Genomic DNA, 22,269 nt, shown 5'->3' with positions numbered 1-22,269 from the left:
CCCTGTTGCGTCGTCTCCGGCACTGTCAGGGGGCTTTGTGCATCCAGCGCACGAGCAGCCAGTAGGCAAGCGCCAGAAGCGGCAGGTAGGAGATTGCCAGCCAGTGAAAAGCGTCCTGGGGACCTGACAGGTGCATGAGGACTGGCGGTGCGACGGCTGCCACCAGAAGTCCGACCAGCCCGAAAGCCTCGCGGCTGGCGGTCACGCCGGTCCGGTCTGCAGACCGTGTTCGCCACAATCCGCCAAGCGCCTGAAAATTGATGGAAACAACAGAGAACCCCGTCGTGCAGATCAAGACAGAAGCGGCAAACCAGACGAGCGTCAGGGAGGAAACGGGATGAAACAGCATCCAGAAGCCGACACCGAGAAGAACGGCTCCCAGGGCGAGGATAGTGGCTCTGGAGCTGTGAAAGTGGTCGCTAAGGCTGCCAATAATCGGATCCTGCACGGCATCGACAAGGCGCAGCACCAGAAGCACTGTCCCGAGCAGCGTAACGGATTGCTCCATGGTGACGGCATAGAAGTCCGGCGCGTGGAGGTAGATCGGAAGACCTGCAAAAGCCAGGGGGAAGGCCATCGCGCCATAAGCAAAAAGGTCTGGCCAGCGAAGGTGTGCAGGCCCGTTGTCGTCTTCGGGCTTCTCTTGGAATGCCCGGTTGTCATTTGCTTGCTGCGGGGCCTCGGCCCCGCCAAACGCTTTTGTCACGAACCGGCCCCGACGAGACGCGCGCGCAGCTGCGGATTTCGGGTGTTGTTGCCGAGCCAGATCGCAAAGAATTTCCTGGTGAAGGCCGGATCACTGATAGTGCCGAGCTTCCTGTTGCCGATGTAAAACACAGTGCTTCCGCCGGAGGTTCGCACACCGGTGATCGACTGGCCCTTGGAGACGTTTGGAAAGATCGCCTGCATCTGCTTTTCCCAGGAGGCGAGCTGGCCTTTGGAAACGCCGCCCTGGCGGCGCATCTCCTTGACGGAGCTCTCGGCAATTGCGTCGCCCTTGAAGTTGCGAAGGTAAGTCAGCTTCAGGGCAAACGGGGACGACGCGCTGTATGTGCCGCGCGGTGCATAGAGCTCTGCATCGAAAACCTTGAACCCGAGATAGGTCATGCGCCCCTTGCCGACCAGTTGGGCCGACGGCACGGAGCGGGCGGCAGCGCCAAGGTCGGCAAGGGCTGAAGACGTTGGCAGGGATAGTGTCAGAAACAGACCGAGCAGCAGAGCGCCTATCGTCTTGCCGCGGCGGGGCATCGTATTCGGGGTCAAGATCATGACGACCTCCTCGTGTCGCGTTCAGTTCGGACTGTGATCGATACGCGGGTCGTCAGCAATTGGATTGGCCCACGCAGAATTTCGCTGTGCGATCGAAGTGGGTTGATTTCCGTAGGTGCTGTGAAAGGTGGCGTTATGTCAGGTGCCGAACTCGGAGAACTGCATAGGCACAATTTGCGATTGTTCGCGTATTGGTTTAGGTCAGTCGAAGATACATCTACTGAAAAGCCAAAAGATGTTTAGAGAAAAGTCATCGTGATTCAGGCAAATCGCAGCCTGATTAAGACATTTTTTGGACAGTCCCCGTATTAGTGAAACAAACCTTATTGGGGGACATTATGAAGTTCTGGCAATCTGTGAAATTCACCACCACGGTGCCAATTGTCGCTGTCGTTGCAGTCGCGTTTGTCGCTTTTGCCTATATTACCTCGACCCAGCGCGTGTCGGCGGTGCAGGATGCATTCGAACAACAGATCAGCATGAGCGCAAACCTGACCAACCAGGCGCTTGGCAATGCGATCTGGGACTTCGATCAGGATCTGGCCAACAGCCTGCTGGCTCCTCTGCTCGACAACAAGAATTTCGACTGGGCCGTCGTCCAGGAGGCGAACGGCGATATCTTCGCGTCGCTGATGCGCCAGGAAGGCGGTGAAGCGGAAGCGCTCGTCAGCCTGATCCCCGAAACAATGCGCGGCGAAAATGCCAGCCAGACAACGGCTTTCTTCAGTGATGCCAGCTACGAGATCGGCATCAAGCCGATCACCCGCAGCGATGGCGACAAGGTCGACACGCTTGGTTACATCTATGTCGGTTTCGACCTTGCCGGAATTGAAGCCGCACGCAGCGAAGCCCTGATGACCGCGTTGATCATCACGCTGATTGCCATCGTTGCCGTGTCCCTCGTTCTGGTCGCACTGATCCGCCGAATTACCGGCCAGATCGGCAATCTGTCCGAAACCATGACCACGCTGTCCGACGGAAATTACGACATCAACATCCCCTATGTTGAGCGTGTGGATGAAATGGGTCAGATGGCACGTACCGTCGAAGTTTTCCGGGACAACGGTCTGCGTCAGCGCGAGCTTGAAGAAGAGCAGCAGCAGAACATCGAAAACGAACGTCAGCGTCAGGCTTCCCTGGAGCAGCTGATTTCCGGGTTCCGGGACGACAGCCAGCGCCTGCTTCAGCCGGTGACCGAGTCCACCGAGAACATGGGAACGATCTCGTCCATTCTCATGGATCTGTCCAGCAGCAACACAGAGCGGACTGCCTCCGTGGCTGCTGCCACCGAGCAGGCCTATGCCAGTGTCCAGACGGTTGCCTCGGCTTCCGAAGAGCTGTCTGCCTCAATCGGTGAAATCTCGCGCCAGATTGCTGAAACAAGCGACGTGGTGTCGACTGCAAACGCCAAGGCGACCTCGGCCAACGAGCAGGTGGCAAGCCTTGCCTCCTCGGCCCAGAAGATCGGTGCGGTTCTGCAGCTGATCCAGGATATTGCCGAACAGACCAATCTCCTGGCGCTGAACGCCACCATCGAGGCCGCGCGTGCCGGTGAAGCCGGCAAGGGCTTTGCGGTTGTTGCCGCTGAAGTCAAGGAACTGGCGACACAGACCTCCAAGGCAACCGAGGAAATCTCCGCCCAGATCAATGCCATCCAGGGCGCGTCTTCCGACTCCGTAGCCGCCATTGAAGAGATCGCCAACATCATGGTGAAGGTGAACGAGTTCACCACCTCCATCACCGCGGCTCTCGAGCAGCAGGGATCTGCAACGGCCGAAATCAGCAGCTCGATCCAGGAAGTTGCCTCCGGCACCCGCGAGATCAGCGAGAACATGACCGGCGTGAAATCCGCCGTGGACGACACATCGCAATCTGCCGGTGACGTATCGCGTACGTCTTCCGAAGTGGCCGACAACACCCGCCAGCTAGCGCAGCGCATCGACGGTTTCCTTAATCAGGTCGCTGCGGTCTAAGCTACGGAACTTCAAGAACAATCGTTACCCTCGCGCCCGGCGCGGGGGTTTTGTTTTGAAAGGTGACGGTGTTTGCGGCAATCGTCATGTTTTCATCGATTTCGCAATGCACTATAGTGGCATCACAACAGGCCGGTTGGAGAATCGGGTGGACAGGTTCCGCCCTTCCGCTGCAAGGCCTTAAGAAAAGAACCGGCAGTGAATGCCGGGGACAACAGGACCCCAGGTTAAATCGCTCGACGCGACCCATGAGGCGACAGCTTAGGCCAGTGCCATGAGTAACATCGATCTGAAACCGAGACTGAAGCAGAAGACCAAGGTTCAGAAACCGAACCTCTACAAGGTCATTCTGCTCAATGACGACTATACGCCACGGGAATTTGTCACCCTGATCCTGAAGGCCGAATTCCGGCTGGACGCCGCGCAGGCGGAAGTGGTGATGATGACCGCGCATCAGAAGGGGGCCTGCGTTGTCTCCGTCTATCCGAGAGACGTTGCTGAAACCAAGGCAACCCGGGCGATCGATGCAGCTGGCCAGCTCGGCTACCCTCTGCAATTCACCGTCGAACCGGAATAGGTCTTTTCAGGAAAAATCTGGCATTTGCAGGCCCGGGTCTTGCCCGGGCTCTTGTCTTTTCACGGAACAGCGCTGGCATGAATTCTGCTGAGAGACCGGTGAACGACCGCGCCTCTCAGGATTTGTGCCATTATGGAACGTGAAGAAATGTCAGCTGCTTCTAAACAGGACAACTTGTTCCGCAAGGTGGTGATCACCGGTGGCCTCGGCTTCATTGGTTCGCAAGTGTTTCGACGGGTTGCAAGACTTGAAAACGTTGCGGAGACCGTGATCCTGGATCGTGTGTCCTATGCCGCTGATTTCCGCAGACTGGCTCCGGCCGGCGAAGCAGGCGAGCTGCCGGTCATACGCGGTGATATCCGGTCCCGCATTGACGTCGCAGCTGCCCTTCACGAATGCGATGCCGTCATTCACCTGGCGGCGGAGACGCATGGTCCCCGGGCCTACGCGGAACCGGACCTGTTCTTCGATGTCAACGTCGCCGGCACAGAAACCTTGCTTGGCGAAGCACTGAAAGCAGGGGTCAAACGCTTCATTCACGTCAGCTCAAGCGAAGTCTACGGCCCCGCGCTCGATCCTCTGCGCGAAGAGGCAGCGCTGCGCCCTGTAACGCCCTATGCCTCGTCGAAGGCCATGGCGGAGGAAGCCGTGATGATGGCCTCACACCAGGGGCTCCAGGCAACCATCCTGCGGCCGACCAACGCCGTCGGGGCCGGACAGAATCCTGAAAAGCTGTTTCCGCGTTTTGTCATGCGTGCCCTGTTGGGCCAGCGTCTGACGATCGAGGGATCCGGTCATCAGGAAAGAACCTTCCTGCCCGTGGGCGACCTGGCCAACGCCATCGCCCTGGCTCTCACCGCGCCCGGCCAGGACAATCTCCAGGTCTACAACGTGTCCGGGGCCGAAGACCTGACGGTCCTGGATGTGGCAGATCGTGTCTCCGAGGTCACCGGCAGGAGCGCCGGCCGGCATTTTCTGCGTGACCGGCTCGCGAACGTCGCCGCCTGCCGGATCGATGACACCAGAATTCGCGGTCTCGGCTACAGGCAGTCAGGCAGTGTCGAGGCCGAGTTGCGCGCGCTCCATGATGTCTATTGCGCAAGGGCCCGAAAGCTGCGTGCAGCCTTGTAGCACCATCGCACGTCGCTTCGGCTCGGTCTGCAAAAAACAAACCCCCGGACGCTGGTCCGGGGGCTGACTGTTCTTTGCGTCGGTGACCGGGATCAGTCGCGCAGTTTCACGACCTTGTCGTCGCCGCCACCCGGCTTGTCATCGTCCGGTCCGTTGTCGGTTTCCGGATCCATGGTCAGGTCGTCGATATCCATTGGCTCCAGGTCGGTCGACAGCGGTTCGGTGATCCCGAGATCGCTGGCCGGATCCGTGGTTTCGGTCAGGCCGAGTTCTTCTGCCGGTCCTCTGCCTTCCATTGCCATCTGGTAGTTCGCGATGACCGACTTGAGCTGAACGATCTGCTCGTTGGCGGTGTCGACCTGGATCTTGTAACGCTGCAGACGCTTGTTCTCTTCGATCAGGTCTTCCAGATTGTCGGCGAATTTCTGGTTCTGGTTGCGCTGGTGATTGAGGTCCGTCAGGGCCGAATTGTAACGCAGATTGAGTTCACGCAGCTTGGCGGTGGTTGCCATCAGCTCGTTGCGGTCTTTCTCGTGGTTCTTCTGCGCGCTGTCGAGCAGGTGCTCGATTTCCTGCATGCGCTTCAGCAGATCCCGGCTGCGCTCCTTCAGCGTGGAGTTCTCGCGCGCCATTTCCTGCAGGGATTGCGCACCGATGCGGCGCTGGGAGGAGAGGTTCTCGATTTCCGCGTTGAGCGCATAAACCTCGTTGTCGTGCTTGCGCTGTTCTTCTTCCAGCCGGGACTTGGCATAGACCAGTTCCTGGTTGGCGACGTCCAGATGGGACTTCAGGTCGATATTGTCGTTTCGGAATTCACCCAGCTCGCGTTTGACGGCCTCGAGTTCGCTGGTGACCTGGTTGTTCTTGCGTACCTCGTCTTCCAGCAGCTTGGCGCTTTCAGAGAGGTTCTGCTGCAGTTCCTTTTCGCGGTGCCGGACAGCTTCCAGATCGGAACCGAGGCTTTCAGCGTGTTTCTCAAGGGTCTCGAACTTGGCCTTCAGATCGTTGAGCTGACCGGAAAGGTCGGCCACCTGGGAATTCGCTTCGACCAGGGTGGCACTCTGCAGACGGTACTCCTCGTTGACCTTCTTGTTGTTGTCGCGGATCGAGACAATGTCATTGCGCGCGGTTTCCAGCGCCGTGCGGGTTTCCGTTGCGCGCTTGCGCAGGGAATGGACTTCCGCCTGGGCGTCTTCCAGCTGCGTGGTCAGCGTCTTGACCTTGTGCTCGGCATCGAGCAGGTCGGTCGAGATTTTCGCGTTTTCCGATTTCAGCCGGACTTCGGTTTCAACGCTTGAACGGGAGACCTCGAGAAATTCCGACATCATGCGGATGGATGTCTGGCTTTCCATGGCGAAAGCCTGCATCTGCTCGAAGGTTTGATTGAGACCACCAACCCGGGACTTCAGCCCGTCCAGCTGGTTCATCTTCTCCTGCATCTTCAGGGCGAAAGGCGAAAGCTGCTCGACATTGGCCTTTTCGGACACTTCAGCTGTGTCCGGGGCCGGGGTCGCCTCTGTCCTGGTCTCGACCTGCTGCTCCTGACCGTCGCCCGGGCGCGAGGATTTCGAGAAAATGCCCATTCCTGTCTCCTGACTTCCGCGCCGGCGCCGCCCGGCGAAAGATACGCAATACGTTTACTCTTTCTTAACCCATGAGGGTGTGCGAATTCAACGACTCACACAAATCGGCCTGCAGAATACATCGGCAAGTGTTACCCCAAAAAGACAGATATCCCCGGCATTTTAACCATTTTGACGATATGGTTAACCGGTCCCCTTCCAGCGGCCTATCTCAGATACCGGTCCAGGAACTGCCGAATTTCCACTTGGGCTTCTTTTGCGGCGGCCGGATTATACCCGAGTGTGCCGCCGCCGGCAGCAAACCGATCCGGATTTATGACCGCAGCTTCGACGGCTCTGGGAGCGCCGAAAGCCGCTATGTCAAAGCCGTGCACGGCATCTTCCAGAAAGACCGCCCTGACCGGATGTTCGTCCGAGCTGCTTTCGGCGGCCACGCGATGGCAGACCGTGTTGTCGACCCAGTCGTCCTCCTTGCCGGAAACGATCAGGATCGGTCCCATATGCGGGCCACGGGCAAAGGAGCAGAAAGGGTAGAGCGCGACGCCGGCAGCGAACTTCGCTTCGAAAAACTGCGCAAAGCCTTCATATTGCAAGGTGCTGAGCGGGATCATTCCAAGACGTGACCAGGACATGATGGCAATCCTGTCGGCGTCGATCTCAGGCCGGTCTGCCAGGTAGAGCAGGGCACCGAGCGCTGCCAGCGACCCGCGTTTCCAGTCCAGCGCCGGAATTTCGGCATCGTCCGGTACAAGATCCGGGGGCTGGCACCGGGAAAAGGACAGGGTCGCATAGCCCCAGTTCTCGAGCTGCTCGAGCCAGGGAGCGTAGTAGTCCGCATCATGGCAGGTCCTGATCACAACGACCGCGGGATGTGGCCCGTCTCCCTTCGGCAGACGCAGGTCACCAGAGAAATGACCCTGGGACAGGTTCGTGGCTGTTGTCTTCAGACGTTTCTGTTGCAGCGGCGTCAGCGGAGCGCGCGGCAATTCGAAAGTGACCGTCTGCGCGACAGCTGGTCCCTGTACGAATTTGCTCGGCAGCATCAGCGGTACAAGAAACAGGGCGACTACAAGCGCGGGCAAACGCCCGGGCAGCAAGATCTTTGTCATTGGTTCCTCCCAGGTGTCCTCCGCTCTTATCGGCAGATTTGACCATGGGCCGAAGAGTGCCGGGCTTGCCGCCCGGAATCAAGCCTCGCACCGGAAAGCAGGCGTTTCTCGGCAATTTCGTGACAGCCTGTGAAAGCTCTTTGTTCCGGCGCCGGACTATGCACCAATGGCAAGCGACCTTCGTTCCAGTGGGAGAAACCGATGCGAATGCGACTTGTGACCCGCCTGAATGCCTTGCTGCTCGGATTCTGTCTGGCCGGGACAGCGTCTGCCTATCAGCAGTTCCTGACCTACCGCATCGCCGGCAAGGACATTCTGGCGATCACCATGGCAGACCATGTTGATGAAGACCCGGCTGCCATGACGTTGAAGGTCGTGCCGACCGGCGGCATGAGCGACGAGATCCTGATCGAGTCCGATGGTGGTCTCGATGAGTGCAAGACCCAGCTGGAATACATCAAGGGCGTCGATGGCGCCTATGCGGAAATCGTCATCGACATGAATTCCACGACCATGAACGGTGTGCTCGTCCTGCAGTGTGCGACATTCTACGGACTGTTCCAGGAAGGCCGGTAAAACGGGGCCTTCGAGTTGGTGTTCGTCTGCGTTCACGCTGATAGCTTCGGTTACCTGACCTCGGCTATCAGCGTGCTGTCTCAAATCCTCATCCGCCCATTTCGTCGATGGTCCAGCTGAGCGGCCAGGCTTCGGGCGGCCCGCCGACGCCGTCGCAGTTCCCCTTCTCCAGGTACTCGATCAGGATGTAGTTGCCGCTTTCGGCCTCCATCTCGTGGCGTTCAAAGGCGCCGCAATCATAGTTCGGCGAATAGTAGGTGGTGCCGGTGACCTGGCCCGTGTCCGGGTCGAAGAAGAGATTGTTGACCAGCGCGTGATTGGGCTGGTTGAACCCCGGAGGGGTTTCGAACTCCTTCCACTCATCAAGCGAGGGATTAAAGGGAATGTGGATTGCCATGTAATAGGGCACATTCGCATCGGCCATCTGGCAGGGGACGACCCAGGTCTCGACATCGCCTTCGGCAAAGAACTGCGCTCCGAAGGCTGGCACCGTTTCTTCCAGCTGGCAGTCGAGCGTGCGGTACCCCATCATCTGGATGCTGTCGGGGATCTCGCTGACATTATAGACCAATCCGCGCGGACCGGCCGCCAGGTCCTGGGACGGCATGACCGGCGGCGGCAGGTCATTGGCCGGAGCTGCGGGAGCAGCACTTGACGCCGTGTCACGGGCGCTCGCCGCATTCGACGCAGCTGCATCGTTGGAAGCGGTCTGGGACTTGCGCCTGGTGGCGGGCTGGGCGGCAGCCGACGCGTTGGCCGAGATGCCGCTGTCCTTGTCCGACGGCAGGCCGCCCCAGGCCACAATGGCGTCGAGCCGGCCGACGCGCCCCTGTTCTTCATCGATTTTCAGCAACGCATGGGTGATGCCCTTGAGCGAAACCCAATAGGTGAGGGTGCCGGTCGATCCGCCGAATTCGATCTGGATCGCCGCATCTTCGCCCATCCGGAGCTTTTCCATCAGGTCGCGGTCGGCATCGCCGCCAAAGGTCATCTCGTTGCCCTTGTAGACCTTGGTGACCTTGCCGAAATAGCCGTAATTGTCCTCTTCGAGACTTTCGATCTCGATGCGCGCAGGCAAACCTTCGGAAAGAGCGGTGGTCGGATCGAAGGTGACATAAACCTGGCCATCCGCCTTGGCGCTGCGTTCGATCTTCAGCCGGAAAGCTTCGCCGTTGGAGGCTTCCCCATCGGTTTCAGCAATGCAGTAGTTTTTCGCGTTGCAGGAGACCGACCAGTCGCCGAAACTGGTTTTGGGTAATTCGGCGGACGCGCCGCTCACAAGTCCCAATGACAAACCCACAAACCCTAAACTGCGATACACTGTGTCAGCCCCCCTCTGGCCTTAATGCGACCTGAACCGGTCGCCAGGGCCAGCATGCCGCTGCGATCCGTGAAGTCAATTGGTACTTCCGCTGGGGGCAGCCTACACTCTGTCGAAACATGCCTTATCTTCCGACTGGTGAGCAGCATTTCATGACCCAGGCCATTCCCCGGACAGCTCCGGACACAACGCGGCTTTTGAAGGCAGAGCGCCGTGGATTGCGTCTTGCGATCGTTTGCCGGACGGTTGCAGTCGGTGCCGCTTTTCTGTGGGTTGGCAGCTCCTGGCTCGCCTTCGGCTTTTACCCCAATCCCCTGATCTTCCTGGTTCTTGGCCTGTTCACCGCTGTCGGCATCGCGCATGCCAGCGTGATCGGCACGCGGTTCGATCGCTGGTGGATGAAATATGCCATCTACACGATCGACATTCTGGCCATCTGCACGACCTTCGCCTTTCTGCCCGTGATCCAGGGAGAAGACGTGCCGCAGATCCTCGCTTTCCGTGCGTATGGGATCTACTACCTGTTTCCGCTGGTTGCCATGGCGACCCTGTCGCTGTCGCCGCGCCTGGTGCTCTGGGCGGGCAGTGTGGCCGTGGCGGGCTGGTTCGCAGCGTTTTTCATCGCGATTTCCGGTATGGAACGCAGACTGTCCTGGTCAGACCTGACGCCCGGGGCAACGCGCGCCGATTACGAAGCCCTGTTTCTGTCTGCCGATTTCATCGGCCGGGGGAATCGGATCGAGGAAACCGGTTTCCTGATGATTGCGACCCTGATCCTCGCCCTGGCCGTGGCGCGGGCGCGCCGCGTGTTTCTGGCGCAGGTCGCCGCTCAGGCCGAGCGTGAGCAGATCGCGGCAACCCTCGGCCGCTATGTGCCCGAAGCCATTGCCAAGCGCCTGATCGAGGATCCGGAAGCCTTGACCCCGCAGGAACGGCCCGCCGTGATCCTGGTGATGGATATTGCCGGTTTCACCAGCTACTCGGCGGGCCGCCCGCCAACGGAAGTGATCGAACATCTGAACGACTTCCTGTCCGGTTGCGCTGAAAAGATCAGCCGCCACGGTGGGGTGGTCATTCAGTTCACCGGCGATGGCCTGATGGCCGCCTTCGGAACGCCGATTGAAAGCGACAGGCCCGAGCGGGAGGCGGTTGCTGCCGGCAACGCGCTTATCGGCGAAGCGCAGGCGGCAGGTTTTGCCATCCGCATCGGACTGGCGGCGGGCCCGGTTGCGGCCGGCAGCATCGGGTCTTCGGACCGGCAGGCCTTTACCGTCTATGGCGATACGGTCAACCGCGCGGCGCGCCTGGAAGCCCATGCCAAGGTGCTGGGGCGGGCCGTGTTGCTGGATGCCGCCCTGGCGGAAAAGCTGCCGGCCAACCAGCTGGTGGCGGAAGGGCCGCAGCAGCTCCGCGGTCTGAAAGGGCCGGTTGAGGTCTATTCACTCACCGTGCCTTGATCAGAAAATTTCCCTAACGTCATTTTTATGAGCCGCTTGCGCGCACTCGCGCTAGACTGTGCCGGATCGGGAGGCGTTTTCTCCCTGCCAGGATCAGTCTGCCGAGGAGGCTGGAATGCTGCAAGCTGTCGGAGTTCTCTTGGCCATGGTTTTCTGGGTCGGCCTGTCGGGAACGGCACAGGCGGCCAGGACCGCGCTGATCATCGGCAACAGCGCCTATCAAAGTGTTGCGCCATTGGACAATCCTGTGCGGGACGCGGATCTCGCTGCCAGAACCTTTGCCGCGCTCGGCTTTGAGACGGAGGTGGTGCTGGACGCGGACGCGGCCACCATGCGGGCTGCCCTGAAGGACTTCAAGGCCAGGGCCGCCTCGGCCGAGGTCGCGGCGATCTTCTTTGCCGGACATGGCGTTCAGGCGGACAATATCAACTATCTGCTGGCGACCGATACGGGCGCGGAAACACGGGAGGTGTTCCAGCAGACGGCCGTCCGGATGGACGAGCTGCTGGAGGCGCTGTCAGTGGCCAAGGGCGTCAAATTGCTGATCGTCGATGCCTGCCGGGACAATCCCTTCGAAGCGACCCGGTCGCTGACCAAGCTCTTCTCCTCCGATGCCAGGGGCCTTGCCCGGGTCAATCATCAGCTGCAGGACCTGATGGTGGTCTATTCCGCTCAACCCGACCACCAGGCGCTGGATGGAGAGGGCGACAATAGCCCCTTCATGGAGGCCTTCTTCGAGGTGTTGACCGCCAAGGAGACGGTGCGCCTGACCGAGGCCCTGATCGACATCACCAATTTCGTGCGCACCAAGACCGCTGACCGTCAGCTGCCCTATACCGAAGGCACCTTGTCCGTTCATCTGGAGTTCGCCCTGGAAACGCCGGTGCAGCCGGCACCTGAAGCCGCAGCCTGCCCGGGACAGGGCGATGTTCTGGCCCTGGACAAGGCTGAGCGCTACCTGGAATTTGCCGAGGGTCCGCATAGCCTCAGGATCTCGGAGAAGGGGACACCGCTCCTGGAGCTCTGTCTGAAGGACGGTGAGATCCTGGTTCAGGGCCGCTATGACGAGCGCTTCGGGGCAGGGGATCTGCGCAATGCGGATCGCGGCGGCTCGGGCTATTATTTTGAGACAGGCGATGGCCGCGACGCGCATCTGTGGTTCTACGCCGACCCGGCAAACGCGTCCGCGGCCGCTGAAATCGGCGTTTACATCGACGGCACCGAAATCTCCTGGATCAACACGGCCTGGACGTTCTAGGTCCAGACATTGGCCTGATCGCCGGGGGCGGGGTCACAATTCGTGCAGATCACAGAACGCTGCTTGGACGCTCTCGATCCAACAGAGCGGGCCTTCCTTGCAAAAACCTCTGGACCCGACAAAACCCCGTCACTTCCGACATTGACAATTTCGCTGCGGCTCGCTCAGGTGGCCGCGCCGGACCGGCCGGGCATTTGGGGTTGGGCGGCGAAGAACTCCCGATCCCGCCGGAAGCCGCCCTGGGCAGCGGACCGGTGCCGGATCGGTTCGTCTGTTTCCCAGGAGGTTCCCATGCGACTGACACCCCCGTCCTTTCTCGTTTTCCTGATTTCCCTTGCGCTCTTTGTTGTCGCCGTCCTGCCGCTCGCCGGCATCGCCGTCCCCAGCATCGGCCTCTCGACCGCCCACATCCTGATCGCCTCCTGGGCGGTTCTGGCGGCCGGGGTTCTGTTCAAGGGGATTTGAGCAGGGTCTTTCGCGTTTGAGTGACGAAGCCGCCTGGTTGGAGACGACCGGGCGGCTTTTGTGTTGGTACGGAATTGAAAATGAGCGGGCTGTGCTCGCGCTGAAACACTGGGTTCCGGATCACACGATGGCGCATAAGCGCCACGCTGTCCGGAATGACGGCGGAGAGGGGGGCAAACAAACCAACCATCGTCATTCCGGACGGTCTGCAACGCAGTCGCATGTCGAGATCCGGAACCCAGACATCCTTCGCGCCCTTGGCGCGTCTTTGTTCAATGCTGTTTCGCCCGTCGTTTATGAGTTCGCTGCGCTCACGCTGACATGCTGGGTTCCGGATCGGCGCACAGCTTTGCTGCGCTTGTCCGGAATGACAGTGGAGAGGGGTGCAAACAAACTCACCATCGTCATTCCGGACAGCGTGGCGCGAGAGCGCCAACGCGTGATCCGGAACCCAGACATAAGTGTGAGCGAAGCGAACGCCGACTAACCAAAACCGGTTGCCGTCAGATCCAGCCATTCCGGGTTGCTCTTTTCAATCAATGCCATTTTCCAGGCACGTTTCCAGGACTTCAGCTGCTTCTCCCGGACAATCGCGTCGTCAATGCGGTCGTGCTCTTCTGCGTAGACAAGACGCTTGACGTTATAGGTGCTGGTGAACCCTCCGATCAGGCCGTTCTGATATTCAAACAGACGCCGCGAAAGGTCTGTTGTCACCCCGATATAGAGCGTTCCGTTTCGGGCGGATGCGAGAATGTAGACATGGGTGGTCATGGCACGATTGTGGTGTGGTTTCCTTCATCGCGCAATCTATAAGGGTAATTTTCGAACCCCTCCATCGTCATTCCGGACGTTCTGCAACGAAGCTGCATGGCCAGATCCGGGACCCAGAAATCTTTCGCGCCTTGGGCGCGGCTATATTCTTTGCTGCGTTGCTTCCGGCGCTTGAGTTCGCTGCGCTCACGCTGACACGCTGGGTTCCGGATCGGCGCACAGCTTTGCTGCGCTTTTCCGGAATGACGGTGGCGAATGGAGGACGTTTGCTCACCCCCAGAGCCAGTTCACCCCGAGCACGATCATCAAGATGACCACCCCGACGGCGACCAGCGTCTGGGTGTCCGGGCCGGGGCCCTTGCCGGGCGGCGGGCGGAAGAATTTCTCGTCCGGGTCCTCGTTCGGATCGATCACCGGTTCCGGCCGGGGCTTCGGCTTGACCAGCTTCAGCACCAGAAACAGGAAGAGGATTGCCATGACGATCGCCATCAGCGGCCCGACGGTGACCGCGACGCCCATGGCAATGCCGCCATTCATGTCGCTGCCTTCGATGGCGACGAAGATCGGGTAGGCGGTGAAAAACGCGCCGATATAACCGACGACCGCCCCGACGACGGCACCCAGAATGGCCAGGATGGCACGCATGACTTCCCCCTTGCATGCTTTTGGAAAAGGTTAGCCTGCAAAGCAGGGGCTGCAAAGAGGTGGCTGCGTGCCGGCTGGCGGCCCTTTCTGAGAAACGCGCGGCCTGAGCAAATTCAAGGGGACTACCGGGATTAGTGTCCCGAACCACACTTGTTCAGTGCCGGTTCCCTACTGCCCCGGCCGCCCGCTCTTCTTCGGCCGGCCACGCCGCCGCTTCTCTTCCGCCGGATCCTCATAGGACCCCGCCCCGATCTTGCCCCGGACAACGGGTTTCGGATCGTCCGAGCCGAGCGGCACTTCCGTCCGCCCTACCGTCATCTCGTCGAGGGAGTTCTTGCGCACCTTGGCGCTTGGGTTCGGCAGGGCGTTTTTCTCTCTGGCGGCCTTGGCCTTGTCCCTGGCGGTGAGTTTCTTCTTGCCGCTGACGCCTTCCTTGGTGCCGCCGGCGCCGAATTTGCGGTCGCCGCGATAGCCGCCGGTCTTGCTGTCGACGTCGGACTGGCGGGCCATGGCGTCGTCGGCAACCGCCAGCTCGGTTTCCTGCAGGCGCTTGATCTCGTCGCGCAGGCGTGCGGCGGTCTCGAAGTCGAGGTCAGCGGCAGCGTCGCGCATCTGTTTTTCCAGATCCTCGATATGGGCCGCCAGATTGTGGCCGACCAGCGAGCCTTCCTCGGCAAAGCCGGCATCGACCGTGACGTGATCCTGCTCGTAGACGCTGTCGAGAATGTCGGCGATGTTGCGCTTGACGCTTTCCGGCGTGATGCCGTGTTCTTCGTTATAGGCGAGCTGCTTCTCGCGGCGGCGCTCGGTCTCGGCGATTGCCCGCTCCATGGAGCCGGTCATGTGATCGGCATAGAGGATCACCTTGCCGTCGACATTTCGCGCGGCACGGCCGATGGTCTGGACCAGCGAGGTTTCCGAGCGCAGAAACCCTTCCTTGTCCGCATCCAGAATGGCGACCAGCGCACATTCCGGGATGTCGAGGCCCTCGCGCAGCAGGTTAATGCCGACCAGAACGTCAAAGGCGCCGAGGCGCAGATCGCGGATGATCTCGATGCGCTCCAGCGTGTCGATGTCGGAATGCATGTAGCGCACGCGCACGCCGTTTTCATGCAGATATTCGGTCAGGTCCTCGGCCATGCGCTTGGTCAGGGTGGTGACCAGGGTGCGGTAGCCCTTGGCGGCGACCTCGCGCACCTCGCCCAGGAGATCGTCGACCTGGCTGGTGGCCGGGCGGATGTCGATGACCGGGTCGACCAGGCCGGTCGGGCGGATCACCTGTTCGGCAAAAACGCCGCCGGACTGGTCCAGCTCCCACGAGCCGGGTGTGGCAGAGACCGCGATGGATTGCGGCCGCATGGCGTTCCACTCCTCGAACCGCAGCGGCCGGTTGTCCATGCAGGAGGGCAGGCGGAAGCCATATTCGGCCAGCGTCGCCTTGCGACGGAAGTCGCCCCGGTACATGGCGCCGATCTGCGGAATCGTGACATGGCTTTCGTCGGCGAAGACGATGGCATTGTCCGGCAGATATTCGAACAGCGTGGGGGGCGGTTCGCCCGGCTTGCGGCCGGTGAGATAGCGGGAATAGTTCTCGATGCCGGCACAGGAACCGGTGGCCTCCAGCATCTCCAGATCGAACATGGTGCGCTGTTCCAGGCGCTGTGCTTCCAGAAGACGGCCGTGCTTGTTGAGCTCGTCCAGCCGGTGCTTCAGCTCTTCCTTGATCGACTTGGTTGCCTGGTTCAGCGTCGGCTTGGGCGTGACATAGTGCGAGTTGGCGTAGATCTTGACGCTTTTCAGTTCGCCCGATTTCTGGCCCGTCAGCGGATCGAATTCGGTGATCGCCTCGATCTCGTCGCCAAACATGGAAATGCGCCAGGCGCGGTCCTCATAGTGGGCCGGAAAGAGTTCGATCGTGTCGCCGCGCACCCGGAAGGTGCCACGCTGGAAAGCGGCATCGTTGCGCTTGTATTGCAGGGCCACCAGATCGGCGATCAGCTGGCGCTGATCCATGCGCTCGCCGACCTCGATGGCGAAGGTCATCGCCGTGTAGGTCTCGACCGAGCCGATACCGTAGATGCAGGACACCGAGGCGACGATGATGACGTCGTCGCGCTCCAGAAGGGCGCGGGTGGCGGAGTGGCGCATCCGGTCGATCTGTTCGTTGATCGAGCTTTCCTTCTCGATATAGGTGTCGGTGCGCGGCACATAGGCTTCCGGCTGGTAGTAGTCGTAGTAGGACACGAAATACTCGACCGCATTGTCCGGAAAGAAGGCCTTGAACTCGCCATAGAGCTGGGCGGCGAGGGTCTTGTTCGGCGCCAGGATCAGCGCCGGGCGCTGGGTGCGGGAAATCACCTGGGCCATGGTGTAGGTCTTGCCCGAGCCGGTGACGCCGAGCAGCACCTGGGTCTGCTCGCCACCTTCCATGCCCTCGACGAGGTCGGCGATGGCGGTCGGCTGGTCGCCGCGCGGCTCATACTCGGATTTCAGGACGATCTCGACGCCGCCCTCCGATTTCGGCGGACGCTCCGGACGGTGCGGGATCCAGGCTTCGCCATTCTTGTGCAGCGGGTTGCCGCTTTCGATCAGCGCGGACAGGGCCTCGACCGTGGCGGTGGCGCCCTGGTTGCCGGTCAGCTCGCCAAATTTGCTTTCCTTGGCCTTCTTCTTGTTGGCCTTCTTGTGCTCCTTCAGCTCGGCCTCGAGCTTTTCCGCCTCTTCCAGCGAAATGTCGAGCCCGGCCACGGGATTGAGCCCGCCGGCCGCCCGTTCGCGCACGCTGTCGGCCTTGCCGATGGAGGTGCCTCGGGACGACTTTGTCGGTTTGGATTTTTTGGCGCTCGTGGTCGCAGCCTTTTTCGCTGCGGCCTTTGGCGCAGGCTTGTCGGCTTCCTCGGAAATCTCGGCAGCCCAGTCGCTGATGGAGCCGCTCAGGGGCGTTCCTGACAGCGGTTTTTGCGGGGCTTCACCGAAGCCGCTGGTTTCGTTGCTGGCGGTGTCGTCGGCAGAAGGATTTTTCGGGCGCTTGCTCATCAGCGCAATATGGTCCGGTTGCGCGCGCGAGGGAAGGGGTCTGTTGCGGCTTTGTTCCGCTTTGCCGCACTTCCTGTCAGTCTCCTGACATGAGGGTGTCAGGAAGTTGCTTTTCAAGAACATCATGTCCTTGGTCGATGTCAGCGGTCGATCTTCAGGTTTCAGGACAGCGACCTGTTCCGTTTTCCCCTTCTGAACGCCGAAAATCACCTTTCCACTTATGCGTGCTGCGTAGTTTGCTGAATGTCTGCGGGCGCTCGAATGTGTTATAAGTAAAGGCGTTCAGAACATTCGGAAAATCAACATCTTGCGCGGAGGAGGCGAAAGATGAACACTCAAGTTATGCTCAAGCTCAGCGCGCTGGTTTTGGCGTTCGGCCTGTCGTCGCCGACCCTGGCTGACCCGACCTCTTACACGAAGACGCCCGACCTGAGCGCCGCCCGAATTATGCTGGCCAGCCTGCACCGGGACCTGGAAGTGCATGCGCTTCCCAACATGTCACCGCAGATTGCCAGTCCGGACTTCGCCTGGCAACCCGGTGCGGCAACTCGGGCCCCGCTGTTGCAGATTGCCGGCCGCTGCGGTTCCTCGGACTATTACTGCGACTCGCCCGGCTACACCTATTGCTGCGGCAACTCGACAGACGGGTTCTACTGTGCGGCGGATGTGAACGGGTGTTAGCGGGGTACCCTTTTCAAAGCTTCGCAAGACCGGCAGGAATTCTCGATTTACGCCTTGAACACATTTGCTCTGTGCCATTGCAGATAGTTCGGGTGAGGGCGTTTTGAGGGGTCTCCCGGAACGCTGGCTTTCATGTCCTTGTTCAACAAATGGGAGACGTCGTAATTGAGGTGCCTGGAAGGCAGGATGTCAAAATCCTCCGACAAGCTGAGCAAGCCTCTGTCAAACATCCAATGCACTGTTCCCGACAGGGCGATGCCGTTTTGAACCGAGTCATTGCCACCCTCTTTGACCGGGACGATATGGGCAGCTTCGACCTCGGGTCGTCCACCACCATTGATCAGTCGAAGACCGGTAAAGGCGCAGGTGCGGTCATAGAGTTTTCGGATATGCTGTCGAAATTTGGCGTCTCGAAAGGGGCGGTTGACGATCTGAGTCAGGATCGGGCGATCTGCGTGCAGTTGGAAAAGTGGTGCTGGTGACCCTTCGGAAAATCCTTCCGGGGTGCCCAGATTGTCGGTGCGCGCTGGCCAGAGCTCTTCTTCGGAGAGGCCGGCAAGCAGTAACCTATTGAACTCGGTTTCCTCAAGCATACGCACTGCGTGACGGGTATAGCCGGCGTTCGGGTGTCCCGTCCCCATTGAGCAGCTTTTTTTCGTAGCCGCCGTTTTCTCGATAATCGAGTGGCTGATCGAAATCGATGTAGTCATTTAAGAAGACGTAATAGCAGTCCTTTTGAACCGAATCCTGCTCGATGTGGGTTGCGCGCGCAGTGGCGGAATAATAGCGACTCTTTCGACCGATTTGCGGACCGTAGTAAACAATCCAATCTCCGAGTGTTTTCTCCACGCGCGACAGGTAGCTCCTGGGGAAATGATACCGCGTGGCCGGATCGTCATCATAGATGCTGTCCGGCTTGTGGTAGAAAACCGCGTTTGCCATCAATCGATTTGCTTGTTGAATTGTAAGGTGAATTCAACCTATCCGATAAAATGCGTCAGTCAAACGTTGGATTGAAACCAGTCCTGCTCACTCTCCCCTCGGAAAGCGCTGGCCTTCTTCGACCTCGTTCAGGTCCATGTGGTTGCGCATGTAGCGTTCGGAGGCTTTTTGCAGGGGCTGGTAGTCCCAGGGGAAATAGGCGCCGTTGCGCAGGGCTTCATAGACGATCCAGCGGCGGGCCTGGGACTGGCGGACTTCGCCGTCAAAGGCAGCCATGTCCCATTGATGTTCGACGCGGGCCGCGAACTCGCCGGCCAGGTCGATATGGGCTGGATCTGCCGCCAGATTGGTCAGTTCGTGCGGGTCGTCGGCCAGGTTGAAAAGCTGGGGCGGGTCGAGCTCGCAGTGAACGTATTTCCAGTCGCCGTCGCGGATGCCGACCAGCGGTGCATAGGAGGCCTCGGCGGCATATTCCATCAGGACCGGCTCGGTGCGGTCCGTGCCACCTGCCAGCGGCACCAGCGACATGCCGTCGGTCCAAGGCATGATCTCGCTCATGTCGATGCCGCCGAGATCACAGACCGTCGGCAGCACGTCGAGCGTGGAGACCGGCGTGGAGATGTGACCCGGAGACAGGTCCTTGTCCGCGATCATCAGCGGCACGCGGGAGGAGCCTTCGAAGAAGGACATCTTGAACCAGAGACCGCGCTCGCCAAGCATGTCGCCATGGTCGGAGACGAACAGGATTGTCGTGTCCTCTGACAGGTGCATGGCCTCCAGCGCGTGCAGGATCTCGCCGATCTTGTCGTCGAGATAGGAGATGTTGGCGAAATAGGCCCGGCGCGAGCGGCGGATATTGTCTTCGGTAATGGTGAAGCTGCGCCAGTCATTGGCATCGAAGATGCGCCTGGAATGCGGGTCGTGGTCGTCATAGTCCATGGCCGGCACCGGCGGCAGCAGGTGTTCGCAATCCTCGTAGAGATCCCAGTATTTTTTGCGGGCAACATACGGGTCGTGCGGATGGGTGAAGCTGACGGTCAGGCAGAAGGGCCGATCGTATTTGCCGCGGCCATAGTCGTAGATCTTGCGCACCGCCTGGAAAGCGACGTCGTCGTCATACTCCATCTGGTTGGAGATCTCCGCGACACCGGCACCGGTGACCGAGCCCATGTTGTGGTACCACCAGTCGATGCGTTCACCCGGCTTGCGGTAGTCCGGTGTCCAGCCGAAATCGGCCGGATAGATGTCGGTGGTGAGCCGTTCCTCGAAACCGTGCATCTGGTCCGGGCCGACAAAGTGCATCTTGCCGGAGAGGCAGGTGGTGTAACCGGCCCGGCGCAGGTGGTGGGCATAGGTCGGGATGTCGGACGCAAACTCGGCGGCATTGTCATAGACACCGGTGCGCCGCGGCAATTGGCCAGACATGAAGCTTGCGCGTCCCGGCGCGCAGAGCGGTGATGCCGTGTAGGTGTTCTCAAAGCGAACCGAGCGCTCCGCCAGCTTTTTGAGATTGGGCGTGTGCAGAAAGTCGGCGGGACCGTCGGGAAATAGCGTCCCGTTCAACTGGTCGACCATCAGGATCAGGATGTTCTTGCGCTTCACCATGCCGTCTCTCCGCTGCCGTTAAGTCCACAGGTTAGATTGTCTAGCTTTTTTTTAATTGAGCGATCAATCAAAAACGGCATAGACTGATTTTCAGGCGCCTTCCCGTCGGGCAGGGGCCGCGGGAGAAAGCAAACCAGAAACGACAATTTCTGTGCACGATAGAAACCTATCGGCATTTTCTTGAACGAGAACCAGAACAGGGGACAGGAGAATGACCAAAGACAAGAAAATTGATCTGAGCGCGGGCGTGTCCCGGCGGAGCATTCTGCAGGGAACGGCTGCCTTGGGGGCGACAGCCTTTGCCAGCCAGTTCGGTGTCAGCCCGGCGGCGGCCCAGCCCAAGAAGGGCGGCGTACTCCGCGTCGGCATGGCGCATGGCAATACCAACGACAACTATGATCCGGGCACCTGGGACAATGCCTATGTTCAGGTCTTCGGAACGGCGCGCAACGGCTACCTTGTGGAAATCGCCGCAGACGGCTCGCTGGTCGGCGAAGTGGCGGAAAGCTGGGAAGCCTCGCCGGACGCAAAGACCTGGACCTTCAAGATCCGCAAGGGTGTTGCCTTTCATGACGGTGGCACCGTCAGACCGGAGGACGTGGTCGCGTCGATCAACTATCACCGCGGTGAAAACAGCACGTCGGCTGCCAAACCTTTTGTCGATCCGATCCAGGACATCAGCGTCGATGGTGATAATGTCGTCTTCACCCTGGAAGCCGGCAATGCCGATTTCCCGTTTGTCGCCAGCGACTATCACCTGCCGATCCTGCCATCCAAGGACGGGGCGATCGATCCGACCAGTGCTATTGGTTGCGGCCCCTACAAGGTGACGAACTATACGCCGGGCTACATCGCCGAACTGACCCGCAATCCGGACTACTGGAAGACCGACCGGGCCCATTTCGACGACATTGTGCTGATGGCGATCGTCGACCCGGCCGCGCGCCAGGCTGCGCTGATGACCGGCAATGTCGACGTCATTGACGGCGTGGATCTGAAGACGGTGGCCCTGTTCCAGCGAGCGCCGAATGTGAGCATCCTGTCGACCACAGGTACCCAGCATTACACTTTTGCCATGGACACGCGCGCGGCGCCGTTCAATGACGTCAATGTGCGCATGGCACTGAAGCATGCCATCAATCGCCAGGAACTGGTCGACAAGATCCTGTTCGGCTATGGATCGGTCGGCAACGATCATCCGATCAGCCCGTCCAACCGCTTCTATGCAAAGGATCTGGAGCAGACGACCTACGATCCTGACAAGGCAAAATACTTCCTGAAACAGGCCGGTGTCGATTCGCTCAAGGTTCAGCTGTCCGCGGCGGACGCAGCCTTCGGTGGCGCCGTCGACGCAGCTGTTCTCTTCTCCAGTTCCGCCGATAAATGCGGTATCGACATCCAGCCGGTGCGCGAACCCAATGACGGCTACTGGTCTGATGTCTGGATGAAGAAGCCGTTCTGCGCGGTCTATTGGGGCGGCCGGCCTACGGAAGACTGGATGTTCTCGGTCGCCTACGCTTCCGGCGCGCCGTGGAACGACACGTTCTGGGAAAACGAGCGCTTCAACGATCTGCTGGTCACCGCCCGGTCCGAACTGGACGAAACCAAGCGTGCCGAGATGTATGCCGAAATGCAGAACATGGTGCGCACGGATGGCGGCGTGATCATTCCGATGTTCGCCAGCTATGTGATGGCGCATAACGACAAGGTCCAGCATCCGGAAAAGGTGGCCGCCAACTGGACGCTTGACGGCTTCCGCGCCATCGAGCGCTGGTGGTTCGCCTGATGATCTCCAAACGGCAACCATAAGCCGGAACCGGCCGGAGGTTCTCTTCGGCCGGGACAGAATTTTGGTGTTTGCTCTTCGGAG

19 protein-coding genes and 1 pseudogene are annotated in these 22,269 nt (G+C 60.0%); 10 read left to right on the top strand and 10 right to left on the bottom strand.

The features are described from left to right. Nucleotides 1-25: 25 nt before the first annotated feature. Both CHH27_RS28490 and CHH27_RS12555 read right to left on the bottom strand, forming a co-directional pair. Nucleotides 26-706, bottom strand: coding sequence for an MFS transporter (locus CHH27_RS28490; protein WP_208988853.1), 681 nt, complete (start codon nt 704-706; stop codon nt 26-28). Next, the gene (locus CHH27_RS12555; RefSeq protein ID WP_198338414.1) at nt 703-1,269 is read right to left on the bottom strand and encodes a chalcone isomerase family protein; all 567 of its coding nucleotides are present in this window, start codon (nt 1,267-1,269) and stop codon (nt 703-705) included. The genes CHH27_RS28490 and CHH27_RS12555 overlap by 4 nt, the downstream gene beginning before the upstream one ends. A gap of 338 nt (nt 1,270-1,607) precedes the next feature. Between CHH27_RS12555 and CHH27_RS12550 the strand changes: the two genes are divergently transcribed. From CHH27_RS12550 to CHH27_RS12540, 3 genes are all read left to right on the top strand, one after another. After that, the gene (locus tag CHH27_RS12550) at nt 1,608-3,242 is read left to right on the top strand and encodes a methyl-accepting chemotaxis protein (protein WP_094071889.1); all 1,635 of its coding nucleotides are present in this window, start codon (nt 1,608-1,610) and stop codon (nt 3,240-3,242) included. 274 nt (nt 3,243-3,516) lie between these two features. Beyond that, the gene (gene clpS, locus CHH27_RS12545) at nt 3,517-3,819 is read left to right on the top strand and encodes an ATP-dependent Clp protease adapter ClpS (protein WP_094071888.1); all 303 of its coding nucleotides are present in this window, start codon (nt 3,517-3,519) and stop codon (nt 3,817-3,819) included. A 147-nt stretch (nt 3,820-3,966) separates the two neighbouring features. Then, nucleotides 3,967-4,950: an NAD-dependent epimerase/dehydratase family protein gene (locus CHH27_RS12540; RefSeq protein ID WP_157738909.1), complete on the top strand. Its 984-nt coding sequence runs from the start codon at nt 3,967-3,969 to the stop codon at nt 4,948-4,950. Nucleotides 4,951-5,042: 92 nt separating this feature from the next. Here CHH27_RS12540 and CHH27_RS12535 read toward each other — a convergent pair whose 3' ends face one another. Next, the gene (locus CHH27_RS12535; RefSeq protein ID WP_094071886.1) at nt 5,043-6,533 is read right to left on the bottom strand and encodes a hypothetical protein; all 1,491 of its coding nucleotides are present in this window, start codon (nt 6,531-6,533) and stop codon (nt 5,043-5,045) included. A gap of 206 nt (nt 6,534-6,739) precedes the next feature. After that, on the bottom strand, nt 6,740-7,642 hold the full coding sequence (locus CHH27_RS12530) for a dienelactone hydrolase family protein (protein WP_094071885.1): 903 nt from the start codon (nt 7,640-7,642) through the stop codon (nt 6,740-6,742). Nucleotides 7,643-7,843: 201 nt separating this feature from the next. Between CHH27_RS12530 and CHH27_RS12525 the strand changes: the two genes are divergently transcribed. Then, nucleotides 7,844-8,218, top strand: coding sequence for a hypothetical protein (locus CHH27_RS12525; RefSeq protein ID WP_157738908.1), 375 nt, complete (start codon nt 7,844-7,846; stop codon nt 8,216-8,218). Nucleotides 8,219-8,306: 88 nt separating this feature from the next. Here CHH27_RS12525 and CHH27_RS12520 read toward each other — a convergent pair whose 3' ends face one another. Continuing rightward, nucleotides 8,307-9,497, bottom strand: coding sequence for a DUF1176 domain-containing protein (locus tag CHH27_RS12520; protein WP_247646281.1), 1,191 nt, complete (start codon nt 9,495-9,497; stop codon nt 8,307-8,309). Nucleotides 9,498-9,691: 194 nt separating this feature from the next. On the opposite strand from CHH27_RS12520, the gene CHH27_RS12515 reads away from it, so the two are divergent. The 4 genes from CHH27_RS12515 (at nt 9,692) to CHH27_RS12500 (ending at nt 13,206) form a co-directional block, all read left to right on the top strand. Further along, the gene (locus CHH27_RS12515; protein ID WP_157738906.1) at nt 9,692-10,996 is read left to right on the top strand and encodes an adenylate/guanylate cyclase domain-containing protein; all 1,305 of its coding nucleotides are present in this window, start codon (nt 9,692-9,694) and stop codon (nt 10,994-10,996) included. A 115-nt stretch (nt 10,997-11,111) separates the two neighbouring features. After that, complete coding sequence (locus CHH27_RS12510) at nt 11,112-12,254, top strand: caspase family protein (RefSeq protein WP_094071881.1); 1,143 nt, start codon at nt 11,112-11,114, stop codon at nt 12,252-12,254. Between the two features lie 291 nt (nt 12,255-12,545). Further along, on the top strand, nt 12,546-12,719 hold the full coding sequence (locus tag CHH27_RS27685; protein ID WP_157738905.1) for a hypothetical protein: 174 nt from the start codon (nt 12,546-12,548) through the stop codon (nt 12,717-12,719). 16 nt (nt 12,720-12,735) lie between these two features. Beyond that, a complete protein-coding gene (locus CHH27_RS12500) occupies nt 12,736-13,206 on the top strand; it encodes a hypothetical protein (RefSeq protein WP_094071879.1) in 471 nt (156 codons plus the stop codon). Here CHH27_RS12500 and CHH27_RS12495 read toward each other — a convergent pair. The 3 genes and pseudogenes from CHH27_RS12495 to uvrB form a co-directional block, all read right to left on the bottom strand. Further along, nucleotides 13,203-13,490 (bottom strand): GIY-YIG nuclease family protein, encoded by a 288-nt coding sequence (locus tag CHH27_RS12495; RefSeq protein ID WP_094071878.1) that lies wholly within the window; start codon nt 13,488-13,490, stop codon nt 13,203-13,205. The genes CHH27_RS12500 and CHH27_RS12495 overlap by 4 nt on opposite strands. A 270-nt stretch (nt 13,491-13,760) precedes the next feature. Then, entirely contained in the window at nt 13,761-14,135 is a 375-nt protein-coding gene (locus tag CHH27_RS12490) for a hypothetical protein (protein ID WP_094071877.1), read from the bottom strand. A gap of 447 nt (nt 14,136-14,582) precedes the next feature. Continuing rightward, nucleotides 14,583-17,171 (bottom strand): annotated as a pseudogene (uvrB, locus tag CHH27_RS12485) (excinuclease ABC subunit UvrB); the annotation flags it as partial. A 327-nt stretch (nt 17,172-17,498) separates the two neighbouring features. On the opposite strand from uvrB, the gene CHH27_RS12480 reads away from it, so the two are divergent. Further along, a complete protein-coding gene (locus CHH27_RS12480; RefSeq protein ID WP_157738904.1) occupies nt 17,499-17,852 on the top strand; it encodes a hypothetical protein in 354 nt (117 codons plus the stop codon). Between the two features lie 47 nt (nt 17,853-17,899). On the opposite strand, the gene CHH27_RS12475 is transcribed toward CHH27_RS12480, so the two are convergent. Together CHH27_RS12475 and betC are read right to left on the bottom strand one after the other, a co-directional pair. Next, entirely contained in the window at nt 17,900-18,562 is a 663-nt protein-coding gene (locus CHH27_RS12475; RefSeq protein ID WP_198338413.1) for an HNH endonuclease, read from the bottom strand. Between the two features lie 319 nt (nt 18,563-18,881). Beyond that, nucleotides 18,882-20,399, bottom strand: coding sequence for a choline-sulfatase (gene betC, locus CHH27_RS12470; protein WP_208988851.1), 1,518 nt, complete (start codon nt 20,397-20,399; stop codon nt 18,882-18,884). A 211-nt stretch (nt 20,400-20,610) separates the two neighbouring features. Here betC and CHH27_RS12465 point away from each other — a divergent pair, with 211 nt between their 5' ends. Beyond that, the gene (locus tag CHH27_RS12465) at nt 20,611-22,185 is read left to right on the top strand and encodes an ABC transporter substrate-binding protein (protein ID WP_094071875.1); all 1,575 of its coding nucleotides are present in this window, start codon (nt 20,611-20,613) and stop codon (nt 22,183-22,185) included. Nucleotides 22,186-22,269: the final 84 nt, after the last annotated feature.

Origin of the sequence: Labrenzia sp. VG12, from assembly GCF_002237595.1 — a bacterium.
Taxonomy (GTDB): Bacteria; Pseudomonadota; Alphaproteobacteria; order Rhizobiales; family Stappiaceae; genus Roseibium.
This window is presented reverse-complemented; position numbering and strand designations above follow the sequence as displayed.

Bases quoted from the DNA above. Each gene is read 5' to 3' on its own strand.
- CHH27_RS12490 (WP_094071877.1), bottom strand. From the start codon at position 14,135: ATGCGTGCCATCCTGGCCATTCTGGGTGCCGTCGTCGGGGCGGTCGTC.
- CHH27_RS12530 (WP_094071885.1), bottom strand. From the start codon at position 7,642: ATGACAAAGATCTTGCTGCCCGGGCGTTTGCCCGCGCTTGTAGTCGCC.
- CHH27_RS12540 (WP_157738909.1), top strand. From the start codon at position 3,967: ATGTCAGCTGCTTCTAAACAGGACAACTTGTTCCGCAAGGTGGTGATC.
- CHH27_RS12495 (WP_094071878.1), bottom strand. From the start codon at position 13,490: ATGACCACCCATGTCTACATTCTCGCATCCGCCCGAAACGGAACGCTC.
- CHH27_RS12515 (WP_157738906.1), top strand. From the start codon at position 9,692: ATGACCCAGGCCATTCCCCGGACAGCTCCGGACACAACGCGGCTTTTG.
- CHH27_RS12550 (WP_094071889.1), top strand. From the start codon at position 1,608: ATGAAGTTCTGGCAATCTGTGAAATTCACCACCACGGTGCCAATTGTC.
- betC (WP_208988851.1), bottom strand. From the start codon at position 20,399: ATGGTGAAGCGCAAGAACATCCTGATCCTGATGGTCGACCAGTTGAAC.
- CHH27_RS12465 (WP_094071875.1), top strand. From the start codon at position 20,611: ATGACCAAAGACAAGAAAATTGATCTGAGCGCGGGCGTGTCCCGGCGG.
- CHH27_RS12525 (WP_157738908.1), top strand. From the start codon at position 7,844: ATGCGAATGCGACTTGTGACCCGCCTGAATGCCTTGCTGCTCGGATTC.
- clpS (WP_094071888.1), top strand. From the start codon at position 3,517: ATGAGTAACATCGATCTGAAACCGAGACTGAAGCAGAAGACCAAGGTT.
- CHH27_RS27685 (WP_157738905.1), top strand. From the start codon at position 12,546: ATGCGACTGACACCCCCGTCCTTTCTCGTTTTCCTGATTTCCCTTGCG.
- CHH27_RS12535 (WP_094071886.1), bottom strand. From the start codon at position 6,533: ATGGGCATTTTCTCGAAATCCTCGCGCCCGGGCGACGGTCAGGAGCAG.
- CHH27_RS12510 (WP_094071881.1), top strand. From the start codon at position 11,112: ATGCTGCAAGCTGTCGGAGTTCTCTTGGCCATGGTTTTCTGGGTCGGC.
- CHH27_RS12480 (WP_157738904.1), top strand. From the start codon at position 17,499: ATGAACACTCAAGTTATGCTCAAGCTCAGCGCGCTGGTTTTGGCGTTC.
- CHH27_RS12555 (WP_198338414.1), bottom strand. From the start codon at position 1,269: ATGATCTTGACCCCGAATACGATGCCCCGCCGCGGCAAGACGATAGGC.
- CHH27_RS12475 (WP_198338413.1), bottom strand. From the start codon at position 18,562: ATGACTACATCGATTTCGATCAGCCACTCGATTATCGAGAAAACGGCG.